The organism is Campylobacter concisus, assembly GCF_902460545.1.
In the GTDB taxonomy this organism is placed as follows: domain Bacteria; phylum Campylobacterota; class Campylobacteria; order Campylobacterales; family Campylobacteraceae; genus Campylobacter_A; species Campylobacter_A concisus_AE.
The window spans coordinates 83,525-102,260 of the sequence record NZ_CABPUE010000002.1 but is presented as its reverse complement, the minus strand read 5'-3'; the positions used below and the strand labels follow the sequence as shown (position 1 = coordinate 102,260).

The window sequence follows — 18,736 nt, the reverse complement described above, 5'->3', positions numbered from 1 at the left end:
AGCACTAAGTGCAGTAACCACTGGACCCATTCGACGGCTAGATAACCGTCGAATGGGTCCAGTGGTTACTGCACTTAGTGCTGGTGCTTCTGATATGAGTGGTTGGATGCTACTTGGCGTGCCCGGAGCATTATACGCAACTGGCATAGCAAATGTGTGGATGATAATCGGTCTTATCATTGGAGCTTACTGCAACTATTTATTTTTAGCAAAGAGGCTTAGAATTTACACTGAAGTTGCGAGTGATAGCATCACGATACCAGACTTTTTAGAAAATCGCTTTAAAGATAGGACTAAAATTTTAAGAATCATCTCTGGTCTTATCATTTTGATATTTTTCACACTTTATGTAAGTAGCGGCATCATCGCTGGAGGAAAGACATTTGAGAGCTTTTTTGGTTTAAAATTTGCCTACGGAGCGGTCTTTACACTTGTTATTGTGGTCTTTTACACATTTTTTGGTGGATTTAAAGCAGTTAGTATAACTGACGCATTTCAGGGGCTTTTGATGTTTTGTGTCCTAGTCTCGATCCCAGTCGTAGCATATCTAAATTTAGACTTGCCAAGTGATACAAATTTACTAAAAGAGATAAGCAAGCTTGACGCAAATCACCTAAATCCATTTAGAGATCAAACTTTTTGGGGAATTTTAGGACTTATGGCTTGGGGATTTGGCTATTTTGGTCAGCCACACATCATTGTTAGATTTATGGCGATACGTGACTCAAAAGAGCTTGCTAAAGCAAGAAGGATCGGCATTGGTTGGATGAGCATTGGGTTACTTGGTGCGATCATGAGCGGACTTATCGGCTTTGTCTACTTTAGTCAAAGAGGCGGACTTAGTGATCCTGAAACGGTGTTTTTAAAGCTTGGCGAGCTACTTTTCCCACCATTTTTTATAGGCATTATCATCTCAGCTGTGCTTTCAGCGATCATGAGTACTATCTCAAGTCAGCTTTTAGTTACATCTAGCTCGGTAACAAAAGACTTTATCTTTGCATTCTATAAAAAAGAGATTAGTCAAAATACACAAACAGCGATCAGTCGCTATGCTGTCGTAGTAGTGGCCATAGTTGCTACAATACTTGCCTTTATCTCAACAGACAATGTCCTAAACGTCGTTGGCAACGCTTGGGCTGGATTTGGTGCGAGCTTTGGACCAGTGCTGCTTTTTAGCCTTTACTGGAAGCGCATGAGTGCACTTGGAGCACTCGCTGGTATGATAGCTGGAGGTGCAACCGTAATATTTTGGATCACTTCAGGACTAAACGCTTATGTTTATGAAATTTTACCTGGCATCATAGCTTCTTGTATAGCGATCATTAGCGTAAGTATCTGGGGCGATGCGATAAATAAAATGACAAGCGAACCTCACGAGCGAATTATAAAAGATGAATTTGAAAAGATGAAAACAAGGCTTTAAGCCTTATCTTATAAGAAATTCTTAGTATCTTGTGCTAGGAATTTCTGCTAATTCTCTCTTAAAATTTTAATCCCTTTTTTAGTTTTCTTATCAAAAACCTAGCTGGATGAAGCTCATGAAATAGCGATCTTTCTATGCAAAGTGGGCGATCAAGCACAAGGTCAGCTATCAAATTTGCTCCAAGTATCGCTGTGCAAAGACCTCGCGAGCCGTGAGCAAAATTTACAAAGACATTTTTTTCGTAGCTTGCTTTTGGATTGTTATCTTTATTTTTACTCCAAAATAACCCTTTGTAGTTTTGCTTGTAAAATTCTTCGTCATGTAAGGCGCCAATTATCGGAAACCTATCTCCACTATAGCTTCTATAGCCTACACGTGAGCCGATAATGGTGGCTTTTGTGGTGTCAAAAAACTCGCTTACATCGCTTAAATTTTTAGCATTATCCTCAACTTTAGGCGTATCGCAAATTTCATTTCTGGCATAAGTTGCACCGATAACTTGCAAACCTTTGACAGCTGGGCAGATGTAGCCTTTTGCGCTTAGCGGCATGGCATTTTTTAGCACTGGTTTTAAGTGGGTTACTTGGCCACGGACACTACTTATTTGCATATTGTAGCCATTAAAAATTTCACTGCTCTTACTGCCAGTGCAAAAGACCAAAATATCAGTCTCTAAAATTTTACCATTTTTAAATTTAACGCTGATCTTGCCGTTTTGCAGATGTGCTCTGCTCTCATACTCGTGATTTAATAAAATTTCAAAACTGCCTGATAAAAATTTACAAATTTCTCTTGGCCTAGCGTATGCTGCCTCTTTTATAAATATCCCAGGATATGGCTTTAGGCCCTCATCGAATTTAAAAATATCCTCTACGCTTTGAGTTTGCCATGAGCCATATCTTTTAATTAACTCATCATCAAATGCGTAGTCGATGCAGCCATTAAATTTGATAAGGCTTTTTGGCAAAGTTGCCTTGTAAAATCTCACTGCTTGCAAAAATGCGTTTAAATGCATTCGACCTAAATTTACCCCAGGCTTGGTAACTAGTGGCATCAAAGCGCCACAGTGATTGCCTGAGCCATTTGTAGCCACCTCGCTTTTTGCCTCAGCGATCACAACCTTAAAGCCATTTTTGGCTAGCTCGCCAGCTGTTGCAAGTCCAGCCACGCCAGCTCCTATGATAAGTGCTGTTTTGCCTTTTGGCTTAGCCAGTGGCTCGCATCTTGCAAACCAAGCATCCTTTAAATTTTCATTCATTTTATCTAGCACGGCGCTACTCATCTGACGTTTTCTAGCATAGCCCTCTTTGAGGCTTAGTAGAAAGCCAGCACCCTTTAGGCCGTCTTTTACTATTTTTGCACACGAATAGGTTCTAGCAATAGTACCAACCTTGCTTAGTCTTGCGATCTGTCTAAAAATTTCTTCGCTCCAGATCGAGTCATTTTTACTTGGAGCAAAGCCATCTAGAAACCAGATGTCAGCGCTAAAATCAAGCTCAGGTAAAATTTCTTTAGCCTCGCCGTAGCAAAGATCAAGTGTGATATTTGGGGCAAAATTTATACGGTGTATGCCCTCAATAAGAGGTGGATAGAGCGAAACCAGCTTTCTAGCATAAGCTTTAAAAATGCCTAAATTTTCATAAATTTTTAAAATATCTTCTTTTTTAATAGGGCTTTTTTCGATGCTAACAAAGTGAAGTTTTTTAGAACTATTTTTAAATTTCTTACAAAGTGTGAAGAAATTTAGCCCGGCACCAAATCCTGTCTCAGCGATGACGAAGCTATCTTTACTCTGCCAAATTTCATCAAGTGCACTTGCAAAGACAAATTCGCTCTCAAGCCAAGGTTTATCGGTATTAAAGTAGATGTCGCCAAACTCCTCGTTAAATGGAATTTGTCCTTTAAAGCTTAAATTTGCATTTTTCATCTATTTTTTGCGAAATATCCATCTATGCCGTTTGCTATGCCGTTTGCAAGGGCGTTTTGATATGCATCATTAAAGAGCTTTTCACCCTCGACTGGATGTGTGATGTAGCCGATCTCGACTAGAACTGCCGGCATAAGAGCACCAACAAGTACCCAAAACGGCGCCTCTCTCACACTGCCGTCACTTGCAGCATAGACTTTTCTAGCACTTGCTAAAATTTCTTTTTGGATATCAATGCCAAGCTTATTTGACGCGATAATCTTCTCGCGATTTAGTACATTTAAAAATGTCTGCTGTGAAAAGTAATTCATCTCTTCAATATCCGATTTGTTCTCAAGCGCAGCTGCATTTTTACTACGTTCGCTTCTTGCAGGCGATAAAAAAAATGTCTCAATGCCGTGCATACTCTTTGCCTTTGTAGCATTTGGAGCGGCATTTGCGTGAATAGAAACAAATAGATCGGCCATCTTATCATTTGCAAATTTTGTTCTTGTTCTTAAATTTATAAAGACATCGGTTGACCTGGTAAAATAGACCTTGTAACCACGCGCTTTTAGTATGTCGCCAAGTTTTTTGGCCACGCCTAAAACGGCTGTTTTTTCTTGCAGTTTGCCATTTACTGCACCTGGATCAGTGCCACCATGTCCTGGATCGATGACGATCGTTTTGTTGCGTGAAAATTTACCAGTCGCAACTGGTGGCAAAGGTGCTGCCACTGGCTCGCTTTGTGCGGGCTGTGGCTTTAAATTTGGCTCAGGCTCTTTGTGTGGCACTTCTTCGTTTTTGTTTTTAGTTTTATGAAGTGGTGCTTTTACATTTTCGTTTGAGATAAAATTTTGAGCGCTGATTACAAGCAGATCGCCTGTCGCATTTGCTTTTATAGTCTTTTGGATCTTATCAGAAAAAATAACTCTAACAGTGTTTTTATCATACTGCGAGATATGAATATAATCAGATATAAAATTTTTATAAGTTAGCGGATTGCCATTTAGTCTACCATCAATATCCATAATGTTTTTATATGTATTTTGCTGCTTTAAAAAGGATGTTTTTAATTTTGCAGTATCAATTTTTGTATTAAACTTAAGCACTAAAGTGTCATTTGCCTTTGTAGCACTAAGTAGCGTCAGAGCAGCACTAGGCGTACTGGCACTCTTTACGCCATTTAGTGCATTTAGATCTTTTACATACCCACTTGAGTCAAAACCAAGCGATTTTGAGCTGGTTATGAGTCTTGTGAGTGCTTGTTTTTTTATATTTTTGTCATTTTTGATGATCGCGTCGACATAGATATCTTTTATATCGTTGTGAAATTTGATCTTTGCACTTCTGCTTGAGCTAGCAAAATTTTTATCAAATTTTGCAAATATATCAGAATTTGTTGCAGCAAAAAGAAAATTACAAACAATAAAAAAGAGGATTATCGCTCGTTTCATTCACCATGTACCAGCTTGTGCATTAGCTCTTTTACGCTTATTAGCTCTTTTAGTTTATATCCATTTGCTCCCGTAAAAAATAACCCAGTCTCTTTTTTGCCACTAAATGAGTCAAACAGCCTATCAGCGATGCAATATCCAACCTCTTTAGCTCCTTTGCCCCTTTGACAAGGGCTCACGCAGTTGCTTATACACTGAATCTTTGGCCCCATCCTTTTTTCTACCAAATTTATCAAATTTGTTCTAATCCCACGAGCCGGATAGCCAACTGGACTTTTTATAAGCTCTATGTCCTTTTCCTCGGCTGCTAGTATCACTTCTTTAAAGCCAATATCTGCGTCACACTCATGAGTGCCGATGAAGCGTGTACCCATTTGAACGCCATCTGCTCCAAGTGATATCGCTTTTTCTATATCATTTTTATCCCAAATTCCACCGGCTGCGATGAGCGGAAAGTCGCCCCACTCTTTTATCTCGGCCTTTACTTGTGGGATTAGATTAAATAGCGAAAACTCAGGATCAAGGCACTGCTCGTAAGTAAAGCCTTGGTGTCCGCCGCTTAGTGGCCCCTCAAGCACGACAGCATCTGGTAAGCGATCATATCTTTGTAGCCAACGTTTGCAGATGATCTTTAGTGCTTTTGCACTTGAGATAATAGGAACTAGCGCGACTTCTTTAAAATTTTGTGTAAATTCTGGCAAATTCGTAGGTAGTCCAGCACCTGATACGATGATATTTATACCGGCTTCACAAGCATCTTTTACCACTCTTGCGTAGTCATTTGCAGCATACATTATATTTACACCAAGTGGTAAATCTCCACAAATTTTTCGGGCATTCTCAATAATTGCTCTAAGACCTCTTGTTGAGTAGAAATTTTCACTTCCAAATGGCTTTGCATTTAGCTCTTTGTTTATAAATTTACGATTTTCATAATATCCTGTGCCAACTGAGCTGATTATTCCAAGACCGCCTTCAAGGCTGACGTTGCCAGCTAGTTTGTCCCAGCTGATACCAAGTCCCATACCGCCTTGAAATATCGGATACTTTATCTCATATTTTCCTATTTTTAATGGCTTTAACTCCATCTATTCAACCTTTACTTTTGCAAATTTACGCTTACCGACTTGCAAGATATATTCACCTGCCTCTAATTTTAACTGCTCATCACTGATCTTTTCTTGATTGACGCTAACCGCATTTGCCTTTATGTCGCGTCTTGCTTGAGAATTTGACTCACTTAACTCACACTGCGATAAAGCTTCCACGATCCAAACTGGTGCTTTTAGGCTAAATTCTTTGATATCAGTTGGGAGCTGATTTTGAGAGTGCACGCTATTAAACTCAGCCTTTGCAGCTTTTGCAGCTTCCTCGCCGTGATACCTTGCTGTTATCTCGTAAGCAAGGTCCTCTTTTGCTTTTTTTGGATGATACTTGCCGTTTTTTACATCGTTCATTAAATTTTCTATCTCGCCAAGGCTTTTTGTACTTAAAAGCTCGTACCAACGCCACATTAGCTCATCGCTTATACTAAGCGTTTTTGCAAACATATCATTTGCATTTTCAGTTACGCCGATATAATTTCCAAGACTTTTGCTCATCTTATTTACACCATCAAGCCCCTCAAGAAGTGGCATCATGATGACAGCTTGCTCTTTGCCGACGTTATAAGTTCTCTGCAAGGTTCTACCCATTAGAAGGTTGAATTTCTGATCCGTACCGCCCATCTCGATATCGCACTTCATCGCAACGCTATCATAACCTTGAAGAAGTGGATACATAAATTCACAAATTGAAATTGGACTACCAGATTTTATCCTTTTTTCAAAATCATCGCGCTCTAGCATTCTAGCGACTGAAAATGTGCTAGTTAGCTCTATCATTCCAGCAGCTCCAAGCTCATTTGACCATTTCGAGTTAAACATTATCACGGTCTTTTTTGGATCTAAAATTTTAAAAACTTGCTCTTCGTAGGTTTTAGCGTTTTTTAAAACTGTCTCTTGATCTAACTTTTTTCTAGTTACTGATTTACCAGTTGGATCGCCTATTTGAGCAGTGAAGTCACCTATTAAAAACTGCACAATCGCACCATACTTTTGAAGCAGTGCCATCTTGCTTAAAACGACTGTGTGGCCCAAATGAAGGTCTGGAGCAGTTGGATCAAAGCCAGCCTTTACATAGAAATTTTCACCTTTTTCATAATAGTTTTTTATTAAATTCTCAACTCTTTCAAAGTCAATAATCTCGGCAACACCGCGTTTTATCTCTTGTAAAATTTCAGCTATATCTTGCATTATCTTTCTCCTAGTTATGGTATGGATCGCTTTGCGAAACGAAATCTATAATCTTATATCTATCTTTGATCTTCTCTCTTAGCTCGTTTGCATCGATGTTTTCAGCTATCTCAACACTTATCTCAAATGTATCACCGCTAAGGTCATTTGCTTCATTTAGCGAGATTGTAGCCAAATTTACATCTAGTCTAGCAAGATATGTTAGAAATTCAGCCAACGCGCCTTTTCGGTTCTCTAGATTTAATAAAATTTTATATCTATGTGGGGCATTTCTAGTCCATTTGACAAAGATGATCTCATTGCCCTTATCCATAAGCTTTCCAGCACGCTCACAAAGCTTGTGATGCACTGTCACATTGTGCCCATTTTTAAAGCCAACTATGCTATCGCCTCTTTTTGGGTTACAACAATAGTCAAACTCGACATTTGAAATTTTATGATTTGAGTAGATTACGATATTTTCAAATTTTTGCTTTTTAACCTGATATTTATCGCCCAAAGAGATCATAAAAGGACGCTCTTTTTTTATATACTTTTTAAGCATATTTACGACCTCTTGCAAAAAATCGCTTTCAGTTGCAGCACGAAAAACTTTTTTGCCTAAATTTTCATGCTCTATCCAGTCTAAAATTCTATCTTTTGAAACGCCAAAAACCGACTTTAAAATATCAACTGCGATTTTATAATTTATATCTTTTATCTTTTGCTTGCAGTATGTTCTTATCGTAGCCCTTGCTTTACCAGTTCGAACGCTATTTATCCACGAACAGCGAAATTTTGCCTCCTCGCCAGTTACGATCCTTACAATATCACCGTTTTTTAGCTCTGTTAAAAGTGGCATCCTGACGCGATTTATATAAGCTTCTTTTGCGTAAAGTCCGATCTCTGTGTGAATCTCATAAGCATAATCAAGTGCAGTAGCCCCACGTGGAAGCGTAAAAACCTCACCTTTTGGCGAATAGACCGCAATATCTTCTATATAAAGACTATCTTTTGCATATTCATAAAGCTCTTCGACATTACTTTCAGCTTCATTATTTTGCATACCAATGTCGTTTAGCCAGTCAAGTTTTGGATTAAGTAAACTGCCCTCGCCGTTTTTGTATTTCCAGTGAGCTGCGACACCATATTCAGCGGTTTTGTGCATATCGTAAGTACGAACTTGTGCCTCAAAAATACTCTTATTATCAAAAATAGTTGTATGTATCGTCTGATAGCCATTTTGCTTTGGAAGCGCAATATAATCCTTAAATCTCGAAATAAGAGGATTAAAATTTATATGCAAATTTCCAAGCGCAAGGTAGCAATCAAGCGGCTTTTGCACAAGAATTCTAATAGCGAGCAAATCAAGCACCTCTTCAATCGAAATACCTTTTCTTTGCATTTTTAAATAAATCGAATAGTAATGCTTTATGCGTTTTTGTATCTCAAAAGTGCCCTCAATAAAGCCATTTTCAAGCAAAATTTGATTTACTTTCTCGTAAAAAGCATTTAGTTTAAGGCTAAGCTGCTGCTTATTTTTATTTAAAAAGCTATCGATCTTGGCGTATTCTTCTGGCATCGCATATTTAAAGCTTAGATCCTCAAGTATGTTTTTAATCGATGAAATTCCAAGCCTATGAGCGATCGGAGCATAGACCATAAGCGTCTCTTCAGCAATACGTTTTTGTTTTTCTACTTTTAATGCATCAAGGGTTAGCATATTATGAAGTCTGTCACAAAGCTTAACCACAAGAACTCTAACATCCTCAATGGAGATTAAAAGCATTTTTCTAAAAGTTAGCGCCGAACTTGCTAGTTTTTCGTTACTACTTGAGCTTGCAAGCTTGTTTTCTCTTATAGCAACTATCTTTGTAAGCCCCTCAACCAGCTTTGCCACTTCATCGCCAAATTCAGCCTGGACTTCGCTAAGTGTAACTTCAGTATCTTCAACTACATCGTGAAGTAGCGCAGCTATGACCATGCTCTCATCTCCACCCATATTTGCTACTATTGATGCTACTAAGATAGGATGGATTGCGTATGGCTCGCCACTTTTACGGTATTGACCAGCATGAGATGTGACACAGCTATCTATAGCTTTGTCTAATTTCTCGCTTCGTTCGCAAAGAGAAAAGAGCAGCGTTATAGCTTCTGAAACATTTTTACAAGGTAAAATTTGTTCTATTAGCTGCTCTAAAAAAAGACTATTTTCCTTCAACTATTGCCTCTAAGCCTATTTTACCCTCAGCTACTTCAAGTAGTGCAATGTCAGCAAATTTCATCTTTGAAGTATCGGCTTCTACAAGCACTACTGCTCCATTTGCTAGTGCTTCTGCACGCTTTGCTACGATAAGTGAAAGTTTATATCTATCATCACCAACTTGTTTTAACGCTCTTGCTGTTATTTGTTCTGTTCTCATATTTATCCTTTTTAAAATTTATTTTACTACTGAGTATAGGGCCGCTTCTTCTTCATTTATTATTTTTAATAAATTTCCAGCCTTAAACATATTACAAACTAAGATCGGCAGTGCGTTGTCCTTTGCCAAAGCTATGGCAGTATCGTCCATAACCTTGATGTCATCGCTCATCGCCTTTTCGTAGTTTAGTGATTTTAATAGTTTTGCATCTTTGAATTTTTTAGGGTCTTTATCATAAACGCCATCAACCTTTGTAGCTTTTATGATCATATCTGAGCCGATTTCAATAGCTCTTAAAGTTGCTGCTGTATCAGTTGTAAAGAAAGGATTGCCAGTACCTGCAGCAAATATAACGACTCTGCCTTTTTCTAAATGACGCTGAGCACGTCCAACAATAAATGTTTCGCAGATCGCTTCCATTTTTATAGCACTTTGTACTCTTACCTCTAGCCCGCTTCGCTCTAAAGCTTCACGCATTGCGATCGAATTTATAACAGTTGCTAGCATGCCCATGTGATCGCCGCTTGTTCGTTTGATGATGCCATCTTTTGCAGCACTCACACCACGTATAATATTGCCACCACCTATCACGATGCCAACCTCGATACCATTTTCGACAAGCTCTTTTATCTCATTTGCTATAAATTTAAGCACCGCCGTATCTATGCCAAAACCATTCTCTCCCGCTAAAGCTTCGCCTGAAAATTTAACCAATACGCGTTTTCTTTTACTCATTGTCTTGCTCCTTAAAATTCACGCATTCTAGCCAAAAAGGCTTTAAATTTAGTTAATAGCACTTGCAAAGCGGCTATTTTGAGATCATCTCAAGTGGATCGATATGGTAGTTTCTTTGCGTCACTTCAAAGGTTAGATCATTTCTAACTCGGCCTATAACGTAGCCTTTTTGCACGACTGAGCCTACCTTAACCGTCGGTGCGATCTGGCTTAGGTGAGCATAGATCGTGTGGATGCCATTTTCGTTTTCAATGATGACTACATTTTCAAGCATCGGAGTTGCTTTTGCAAAGACCACCTTGCCATTTAGTACGCTTTTAACTTTGGCGTCTGGCGTAGTTGATCGAAGTATGACTGACTCGTTAAAAATTTTTATGTTATATATTGGGTCTACGTAATTTCCAAATTTTTGCTTTACGGTGTAGCTATCAAGAGGAGCGATTGTCTTTGCACCTGAATATTTTTTGACCGAGCTTGTTTGATAGCCTCCACCCATTGGCTGGCTTTTTTCGCCTTTTTTACCACCTTTGCTTGCAGCTGCTTTTTCTTGTTTTTCTCTAGCAGCACGTGCAGCTTCATCTTCTTGTTTTTGCATGATAGCAAGCTGCTCTAGCGTCTTTCTTAGCTCATCCTGCTGGGCTTGAAGCTTGGCTAGCTTTTTGCTGTAAATTTCTTTATCTCGTTTTAGTCCGTTTATAGTATTTTTTTGTGTACTTTCTAAATTTTGCAAGTCACTTTGCTTGCGTCTATAGTTTTTGATGCTTGAGTTTATCTCGCTTATTTTGTTTGATTTATTTTTTATCTTCTCAATCGTATCTTCATAGTTTTGGCTAAGCCTTTTAAAATCCTCTTTTGTGATGGCATTTAGCTTGGTTAAAATTTGAGACGAAATGATGCTCTCCTCGCTTTGCTTGCCCTCAGTTGCAGACATCAAAAGATCAAACGACAAATCTTCTGCGATGATCCTTATCATATTTTGCTCAAGCTCTTTTTGTGTGCGTTCTAGCTCTTTGTTCTGTTTCGTTAGATCATCAAGCTCGATAAGTGCTTTTGAAGCATTTGTCTCAAGGACTGAAATTTGACCCTTTAAATTTGTGATATCGCCACTTATACCGCGAAGTTTTTTCTCGCCATTTACGATATCACCAGCCAAATCATCTAGCTTTTTACTAAGCTGCTCGCTCATCGCTTGACTCGATCTTAGCGAGTTTTTGGAGTCTTTGATCTTCTCTTTGGTATTTGACGCAAAAGCTAAGCTAAAAGCTAGCAAAAATGTAAAAATTCCTTTTCTCATATCGTGCTTTTTCTAGCCTTACTCATCACCAAACTAACAGCAAAAATGCTTAAAAACATAGCCACGCCAAATAAAATAAAAATATCTCTTGAGGGATCAAGACTAGGCAATACTACATCGATGCTCGCGGCATTTTCTCTAAAAATTTCAATGCTAGGCAAGAAAAAGAAAAATGCACCAACTATAGTGGTAGCAACTAGGCTATCAACCATAGCCGATTTGTAAAGCATGGCTGATTTTAGCCAAAATGGTGCTCCAAAAAGCGTCATAATCTCAATGCGCTCTCTATGCTCAAATAGCCAAATTTTAGCCTGCTTTAGCATAAGCATAAGCCCAACCACACAAAGTATCGCCATAAAAGCATACGATATGCTTTTTGCTAAATTTAGCATTTTAAAGACCTTATCGTGAGTCTTTGAAAATGTCTCGACCTTTGTGATGCCATCAAATTTTAAAAGTTTTTGCTTTAGATCATCCATGTACTGCGGTGTCGGAAATTCGCTAAGTTTTAGTGAGTAAAATTTTGGCAGTGCATTTTGCAGTATGGATAAATTTTTAGCCGAGATATCATTTGAGAGGCGGTCGATGATCTTTTGCGGACTTAGTGGCTCGAGGCTAGATAGATTACTCACAATCGGCTTTAACACGGGCTCGCTTAGCTCTTTGCTTGAAACTATGACGATGTTGTAGTCATTTCCCATAAGTCTTTCATAATCTCTCACAACCTTATCAGCAGTTAGGCTAAACTGCACGGAGAACAAAAGCGCGATCAGCGGCAAAATGAATCCAAGATGATTTTTAAGCGATCTCATGCACGCCTCCATTTTCTATGACAAAGTGACGGTATGGGATACGAAGTGTCGATGGGATGTGATGCGTCACCACAACTACGCTCGTGCCTAAAAATTCCCTAGCTGATTTTAGAAGCGACCAGATGACATCGCTCGAGTATTCGTCTAAATTTCCAGTTGGCTCGTCGCATAAGAGCAAATTTGGATTGTGCGCTAGAGCCCTTGCCATCGCTACTCTTTGCTGCTCACCACCGCTTAGCTCACGAGGATATTTATCGGCTTTATGAAGCATATTTACATGTTTTAAAAGCTTTGCTACTTGCTTTTTACTCACATTTTGATTGATGCCTTTGATGATGAGGGGTAACATGACGTTTCTTTCCACATTCCATTCATTTATCAAGCGATAATTTTGAAATATAATGCCAACTCGCTGCCTAAGCTCACAAAGTCTTTTATCATCGATGTCGTCCATTTGAGTCATGCAGACATTTAGCTCTCCAGCAAGAGGTGAAATTTCTCCATAAAATGATTTTAAAAGTGTGCTTTTTCCACTTCCGCTCTTGCCTGTGATAAAGACAAAATCATTTGCATAAATATCTAAATTGACGCTATTAATTACGATTTCATCGCGTTCATAAGCTAGGCTCAAATTTCTTGCACTAATTATCTCTTGCATCAGCCAAATACTCCTTCAAAAGCTCGTGTGCAGCTAAATTCTCACGAATTAAGATCGGTTTTTTTATAAAATATTCGCTTTTTTCATCGCTTATTTTGATAAAACATTGCTCAGGTTTATTAAATGCTCCAAAAGCAACTTTTAGCAAAATTTCACCCTTATTTATGGTGTAAATTTCTTCAAAATGTAAAAAATAATCTTCTTTTTTGATAATAAAATTTTTAAAATTTTTAATGATATTTTTTACGCTTGTCTTTTCTTTAAAGTTAAAATCTCCAGCTAAAACACTCTCGCCACTTTCAACCTCACAAGTATAAATGACATCGTAAATATCCTTATCTTGACGTCTCCAGCGGTCTTCATACTTGCTTGTTACTTCTAGATTTCTATTTTTGAAAGCTTCTATTTTTGAGTTTGTAGGCTCTAAAAATTTACTCAAGCTAAAATCGCAATACTCCTTGCTATCGGTCCTTAGCTCAAATTTGCCGCCAAGCTTTAGTATCCTTTCACATTCAAGTGCAAATGCCGATGAGACCACGCGCCTATGCTCGGCCTTGTCCCACGGCACTGGAAAGTGTAAAAAGACTCTATCAACTAAATTTGAGCCAATAAGTGAGAGTAGAAGTCTGGCGTCGGTGTTTATTAGACGCACGTTTTCTAGGTCATTTGCCTTAGCTAGCTTTGCTACTTGCTCGATGCTTGGTTTATAGACTTCTATTCCGACAACTAGGGCATTTGGATTGTTTTTAGCTTGATAAAGCAAGTGCCTACCGGAGCCAAAGCCGATCTCGATGAAAATCTCTTTAAATTTATCTTTTAGCTCGCAAAACGCTGGTACAAACTCTTCAAGGCTTAAAATTTCACTCACTTTTTTAGTCAAATTTGTCTTTTTTACAGCAAATGCTTGACTGATTACATCATTGCAATTTTGCTCCTTAAAAAGCTCAAGCGCCTCTTGTAAAAGTCCAACTTTAGCTGGCTTTGTAAGCTTCTCTCCCTTTACAACAACGCCATTTTTACCGGGCTTTACAACTAGAAAAAAGCTCTCTTCTTCATTTTTTGTGTAGATGAGCCTCTCGTTTCGCCCATTTGCCTGCCAAAGAAATTTGACTTTGTCATTACCAAATGGAAACGAGAGCTCTTTTAAAGACGAAGCGATGAAATTTGGCATTATTTTATGCTAACTTCTGCTTTTGATGACTTATCAGAGGCGATGCCGTACTCATCGATAGCTACGACGCTGTAAGAATAGCTAGCTCCTTTTTGCACGCTATCATCTCTAAGTCCAGTACCATCTATGCCACTAAAAATTTTCTCACTTGCACCGCTTCTATAAACCGTGTACGAACTGGCTCTATCAACTGCACTCCAGTTTACATTTACGCCGCTACCATCGTAGCTAGCACTAATATTTGGAGCCTTTGGCGCACCAAGTGTTATCCCCACGATTGGCTCTTCTTGTTTTAAGCTCTCAAGGCCGTCTTTATCGACTGCTGTGACTCTGTAATACCTTGTTGCCGCATTTGTGTTTATGAGATCTTCATAGGTGTTGCTAGTCGTTTTTGCTAGGTATGTGTAAGGTAAAATTTTACTCACTGTCCTATAAACCTTAAAATAAGCAAAATCCTCAGCCGGCACGTAATCCCAAGTTAAAATTATCTTTTTTGGTGCATTTTTTGTTGCCTGAAGATTCGTTACTGATTTAGGGTAACTCCTTTGTCGTTGCACTTATGTTTTGGCTTGGTTTTGAGACAACGCCTGAAGAAGTTTTAACTAAAATTCTATACTCATAAGACTTGCCAGGTTTTACCTCTGTGTCGATATATTCGGCATTTAGTCTGCCATTTACCTCTGCGATTTGGCTAAATTTATTAGCTCCTGCATCACTTCTTTGAATGATATAGCTTGCCACTGTGCTATCAGGATGTGGTCTCCAGATCACTTTTACACGTCCTGGAAGCCCTGTAATAGCTTGCGAAAATGGTACTGAATCAAGCAGTGGCTTTGTAGTTGCTGTTGCGATCGTGCCCGGTTGAGAGATGGCGTTACTTGAGTAGGTTCTCATTTGGTACGAGTAAGTTGTCTCTGGAGCTAGATTGCGGTCCACATAGTGCGTTGCAAAGCGGTCTTTTATGTTTGCAACTAGTTGCATTTTTGAGTTTGCATCATTTGGATTTGAGCGGTAAAGATAGTAGCCAACGACGCTCTCATCGGTTACTGGGTTCCATTCAAAACCAACTTCTGTCATGTCTGAAATAGTTTTTAAACTTGTAATCGTAGGTAGTGACATGCTTTGCTGAGTCGGTACGCTAGAGCTGCATCCCGCTAAGAAAGCTGCTAAAAATGGTGTCAATATGCGTAGGGCAAATTTTTTCATCAAAAATCTCCTTGGGAATTTTTTTGTAAATTATTTGGTTAAAGTCATCATACGTTTTTGCGATAAATTCCACCCTTTTGCCAGTTCGTGGATGGATAAAATAAAGCATATAAGCGTGAAGCATAACTCTGCTTATTTTATCGCCTTGGCTCTTAAATCCGTATAAATCATCGCCTAAAATATGGCGGTTTATGCTAGCAAGATGCACTCTTATCTGATGAGTCCTGCCTGTAAAAAGTTTTGCTGCTATTAAATTTATGCCATTTTCGCTTAGCAAATTTACAAAGGCACTTTTTGCAAATTTAGCATCCGCAACGATGGCTTTTTTTAGGCGGTTGTTTGGATTTCTACCGATTGGCTTTTCTATGATGATGTCCTCTTTTAACGGCAGATCGGTGAGCGCTAGATAAATTCGCCCCATGCTCTTATCGCTTAGCTGCTCACTAAGTTTTGCGTGGGTGAAGTTGTTTTTAGCAACGACGATAGCGCCACTCGTGCCCTTATCTAGGCGGTGGACGATGCCAGCTCTTACGTCGCCGTTTAAATTTGAGAGCATAAAGCCCTTTTTATTTAGCCATTCAACAAGTGTCGCCTCTTTTACACTTGGAGCTTGATGAACAACGATTTGAGGCGGTTTATTAAGCACTATGAGATCGTCATCTTCGTAGATAATAGGGATGTCAAAATTTACTTCATACTCGTTTTGTATCTCTTTTTTTGGGGCAAAATTTACGCAAATTTCATCGTTTTCACTTAACAAAAAGCTTGGTTTTGAGACTGGTTTTAAATTTACGCTTACAAGGGAGTCTTTTATCAAATTTAAAGCTTGATTGCGTGAAATTTGAAGCTCTTTGGCTACTACAACATCGAGTCTTGAGCTGTTTAAAACATTAAATTTAACCAAAATCAAAGCCTTGTTTGTGATATAATCTAGCCCAAAAATTAAGGTTTGCTTCTTGATAAAACTAGATCGGCGTATTTTAACACATTTTGATTTTATTCAGCCGTTTTTAATAATCCCAATTATCATAATTTCATACATCCTAGTTTCCGAAGCAAACGACATTTTAGCAAACAAACAACTTATCTATTTTGGCATAGGTTTTGCATCATTTTGTGTAGCGTTTTTGCTGCCTATTAGGCGTATCGACTGGATTATTCCGATGTTTTACTGGATCTGCATCGTGTTACTTTTAAGCGTCGATCTCTTTGGCGTTAGCAAACTAGGAGCTAGGCGCTGGCTAGAAATCCCCTTTGTTCACTTCACGCTCCAGCCATCAGAGCTGATGAAGCCAGCCTTTTTGCTGATGCTAGCCTATCTCATCAAACAGCGTCCTCCAGAGGCTAATGGATACGGAGTAAAAGATTTTTTAAGACTTAGTTTTTATATACTTTTACCATTTGTACTCATCATGAAAGAACCTGATCTTGGCACTGCACTCATACTTTTGATAGTTGGCTACACCATCCTTTTTGTCATCGGCGTAAATAAGAAAATTTGGATAACTATCATCCTTGCGATAGGCTTTTTGGCACCAGTTTTGTATGAAAATTTACATGACTATCAAAAAAAAAGAATTCACGATTTCATCGCTGAAGAGCCAAGCTATCACGTCAAACAAAGCATCATCGCCATAGGAAGTGGCGGACTAAAGGGCAAGCCAAAGGACGAAGCGACACAGACGCACTTTAAATTTTTGCCAATCGCCACTAGCGACTTCATCTTTGCCTACAATATCGAGCGTTTTGGCTTTTATGGTGGATTATTTTTGCTTGGACTTTATGGGGCACTTATAACACATCTTTTAAGTTTAAATTACGGTCTAAAAAACGACTATTTTACACAAGTTACCACCACGGGGATTGCTGCACTAATCTTCGTTTATGTGGGTGTAAATGTCTCGATGACGATCGGTTTTGCACCAGTTGTGGGCGTACCACTGCCATTTTTTAGTTACGGTGGAAGCAGCTTTGTTACATTTATGGTGCTTTTTGGAATTTTGCAAAATTTACTAACTTTTAGATTTGATAGAACTTATAGCTTTATAAAAATTCACTTCTAAAATTTTCTCCACAAATATCAAATATATAGTTTTTGCTCTATCCTTCTTTGTGCTTTTTGATGCAAGACTTTATAGCATTTATAAGATATTTTATATCTTCTTTTGTATGTGTGTAGTGAATGCTAACACGTACCCAGCCAGGCTTTTCGTCAAAAATGGTATTATCTTTTAAATTAAGCAAATCATGTCCATACGGCCCAGCACAATCACAGCCTGCGCGTGTTTGTATACCAAAATCACTACTTAGGCTCGCAGCAAAATCATAAGGCGAAATGCCTTTTACATTAAATGCAAAAATGGGCAATCTGTCTAAATTTTCAGGACAATAATTTATCACCTCATCTATCTTTTCTAGCTCTTTACAAAACATCTCGCCCAGCTCACATTCAGCCACTTTTATATTATTAAGTCCGATTTCGTTTCTTAGCTTGTAGGCTAAATTTGCACGCATTAGTTGCATTATCGGCGGTGTACCGCCCTCTTCTAAATTTTCAACTTCACTAGTAAAAATATGCGATGTCCTGCTTACGTATTTGACTGTGCCTCCTGCTGCAAATGTAGGCAAATTTTTACAAAACTCTTTTTTGATAGCCAAAAGCCCACAACTCCCAACTCCACCAAGCAGCTTGTGAGGCGAGAGAAACAGTGCGTCAAAATATCTGCAATCAACATTTTCATAAGCACTAAGAGTGGCCACATCAAGCGCTAAAATGCCATTGTATTTTTTGATTAGCGAGTAAATTTTTTTATAATTAGTTTTAACGCCAGTGACGTTTGAGGCAGCGCTAAAACTAGCTATTATCTTTCTTTTTGCATTTTGTTTTAATGTATTCTCAAGCATCGCATAATCTATCTCATTATTTTCATCAAGCTCTATACGTTTTATATCACAAAGCCCTTCTCTTAAGCTAACTTCAACGGAGTGATGCTCATAAGGGCCAATGATCGCTAGTGGCAAGCTTAAATTTCTTAAATTTGCTTCGCCGATCAAAGCTCTTGTGGCTGGTGAGATATAAATTCCCATTATCTCCTGAAATTTCTTTATCGCAGCCGTTGCTCCTTGACCAGTCGCGATAAGATAAAAACTATCATCAAGACCCAATAAGCTTTTTAACTCAGCTCTTGCATTTTCATAGTATTTTTGCGTTAACGCTGCGCTTGAACTACTATCTGAGTGAGTGTTTGCATAGGTTTTTAAAAATTTTAAAATTTCATCTTCAATGGGCTTATAAGCAAGACCTGAAGCCGTGTAGTCAAAATAGTAAAGACCCTCTTTTAAAATGATATTTTTTCTTATTTCATCGATATTTAGCAA

At 38.5% G+C, this 18,736-nt stretch carries 17 protein-coding genes; 2 read left to right on the top strand and 15 right to left on the bottom strand.

From position 1 onward, the window contains the following. On the top strand, positions 1-1,423 hold a 1,423-nt coding region (putP, locus tag FZ949_RS02285; protein WP_148790128.1), incomplete at its 5' end, for a sodium/proline symporter PutP. Between the two features lie 58 nt (positions 1,424-1,481). Here the strand turns inward: putP and mnmC are convergent. From mnmC to FZ949_RS02215, 14 genes are all read right to left on the bottom strand, one after another. Continuing rightward, the gene (mnmC, locus tag FZ949_RS02280; RefSeq protein ID WP_103580524.1) at positions 1,482-3,350 is read right to left on the bottom strand and encodes a bifunctional tRNA (5-methylaminomethyl-2-thiouridine)(34)-methyltransferase MnmC2/FAD-dependent 5-carboxymethylaminomethyl-2-thiouridine(34) oxidoreductase MnmC1; all 1,869 of its coding nucleotides are present in this window, start codon (positions 3,348-3,350) and stop codon (positions 1,482-1,484) included. Further along, on the bottom strand, positions 3,347-4,786 hold the full coding sequence (locus tag FZ949_RS02275; RefSeq protein ID WP_103580523.1) for an N-acetylmuramoyl-L-alanine amidase family protein: 1,440 nt from the start codon (positions 4,784-4,786) through the stop codon (positions 3,347-3,349). Before FZ949_RS02275 ends, mnmC begins: the two co-directional genes overlap by 4 nt. Then, positions 4,783-5,874 carry a nitronate monooxygenase gene (locus tag FZ949_RS02270; RefSeq protein WP_021091713.1) on the bottom strand — a complete coding sequence of 364 codons (1,092 nt, stop codon included), beginning with the start codon at positions 5,872-5,874 and terminating at the stop codon, positions 4,783-4,785. The genes FZ949_RS02275 and FZ949_RS02270 overlap by 4 nt, the downstream gene beginning before the upstream one ends. Beyond that, positions 5,875-7,080, bottom strand: coding sequence for a tyrosine--tRNA ligase (gene tyrS / locus FZ949_RS02265; RefSeq protein WP_107952726.1), 1,206 nt, complete (start codon positions 7,078-7,080; stop codon positions 5,875-5,877). Between the two features lie 10 nt (positions 7,081-7,090). Next, the gene (locus FZ949_RS02260) at positions 7,091-9,280 is read right to left on the bottom strand and encodes a RelA/SpoT family protein (RefSeq protein ID WP_084041542.1); all 2,190 of its coding nucleotides are present in this window, start codon (positions 9,278-9,280) and stop codon (positions 7,091-7,093) included. After that, positions 9,267-9,482, bottom strand: coding sequence for a DNA-directed RNA polymerase subunit omega (locus FZ949_RS02255; protein WP_021091717.1), 216 nt, complete (start codon positions 9,480-9,482; stop codon positions 9,267-9,269). The genes FZ949_RS02260 and FZ949_RS02255 overlap by 14 nt, the downstream gene beginning before the upstream one ends. A gap of 18 nt (positions 9,483-9,500) precedes the next feature. Next, the gene (gene pyrH / locus FZ949_RS02250; RefSeq protein ID WP_107952730.1) at positions 9,501-10,217 is read right to left on the bottom strand and encodes a UMP kinase; all 717 of its coding nucleotides are present in this window, start codon (positions 10,215-10,217) and stop codon (positions 9,501-9,503) included. A gap of 73 nt (positions 10,218-10,290) precedes the next feature. Next, positions 10,291-11,511: a murein hydrolase activator EnvC family protein gene (locus FZ949_RS02245; RefSeq protein ID WP_107952732.1), complete on the bottom strand. Its 1,221-nt coding sequence runs from the start codon at positions 11,509-11,511 to the stop codon at positions 10,291-10,293. Further along, positions 11,508-12,323 carry an FtsX-like permease family protein gene (locus FZ949_RS02240; RefSeq protein WP_107770720.1) on the bottom strand — a complete coding sequence of 272 codons (816 nt, stop codon included), beginning with the start codon at positions 12,321-12,323 and terminating at the stop codon, positions 11,508-11,510. The genes FZ949_RS02245 and FZ949_RS02240 overlap by 4 nt, the downstream gene beginning before the upstream one ends. Further along, entirely contained in the window at positions 12,310-12,981 is a 672-nt protein-coding gene (locus FZ949_RS02235) for a cell division ATP-binding protein FtsE (RefSeq protein ID WP_021091805.1), read from the bottom strand. Before FZ949_RS02235 ends, FZ949_RS02240 begins: the two co-directional genes overlap by 14 nt. Next, complete coding sequence (gene trmB / locus FZ949_RS02230) at positions 12,965-14,152, bottom strand: tRNA (guanosine(46)-N7)-methyltransferase TrmB (RefSeq protein WP_148790079.1); 1,188 nt, start codon at positions 14,150-14,152, stop codon at positions 12,965-12,967. Before trmB ends, FZ949_RS02235 begins: the two co-directional genes overlap by 17 nt. Further along, the gene (locus tag FZ949_RS02225) at positions 14,152-14,577 is read right to left on the bottom strand and encodes a fibronectin type III domain-containing protein (protein WP_258033426.1); all 426 of its coding nucleotides are present in this window, start codon (positions 14,575-14,577) and stop codon (positions 14,152-14,154) included. Before FZ949_RS02225 ends, trmB begins: the two co-directional genes overlap by 1 nt. Positions 14,578-14,683: 106 nt before the next feature. Further along, positions 14,684-15,358 (bottom strand): fibronectin type III domain-containing protein, encoded by a 675-nt coding sequence (locus FZ949_RS02220; RefSeq protein ID WP_180998608.1) that lies wholly within the window; start codon positions 15,356-15,358, stop codon positions 14,684-14,686. Then, complete coding sequence (locus FZ949_RS02215; RefSeq protein WP_103580518.1) at positions 15,291-16,262, bottom strand: RluA family pseudouridine synthase; 972 nt, start codon at positions 16,260-16,262, stop codon at positions 15,291-15,293. The genes FZ949_RS02220 and FZ949_RS02215 overlap by 68 nt, the downstream gene beginning before the upstream one ends. A gap of 52 nt (positions 16,263-16,314) precedes the next feature. Here FZ949_RS02215 and FZ949_RS02210 point away from each other — a divergent pair, with 52 nt between their 5' ends. Then, the gene (locus FZ949_RS02210) at positions 16,315-17,421 is read left to right on the top strand and encodes an FtsW/RodA/SpoVE family cell cycle protein (RefSeq protein ID WP_107952737.1); all 1,107 of its coding nucleotides are present in this window, start codon (positions 16,315-16,317) and stop codon (positions 17,419-17,421) included. Positions 17,422-17,458: 37 nt separating this feature from the next. Here FZ949_RS02210 and FZ949_RS02205 read toward each other — a convergent pair. Further along, positions 17,459-18,736, bottom strand: a 1,278-nt coding sequence (locus tag FZ949_RS02205; RefSeq protein ID WP_262367767.1) for an aminotransferase class V-fold PLP-dependent enzyme, incomplete at its 5' end; no start/stop codon positions are given.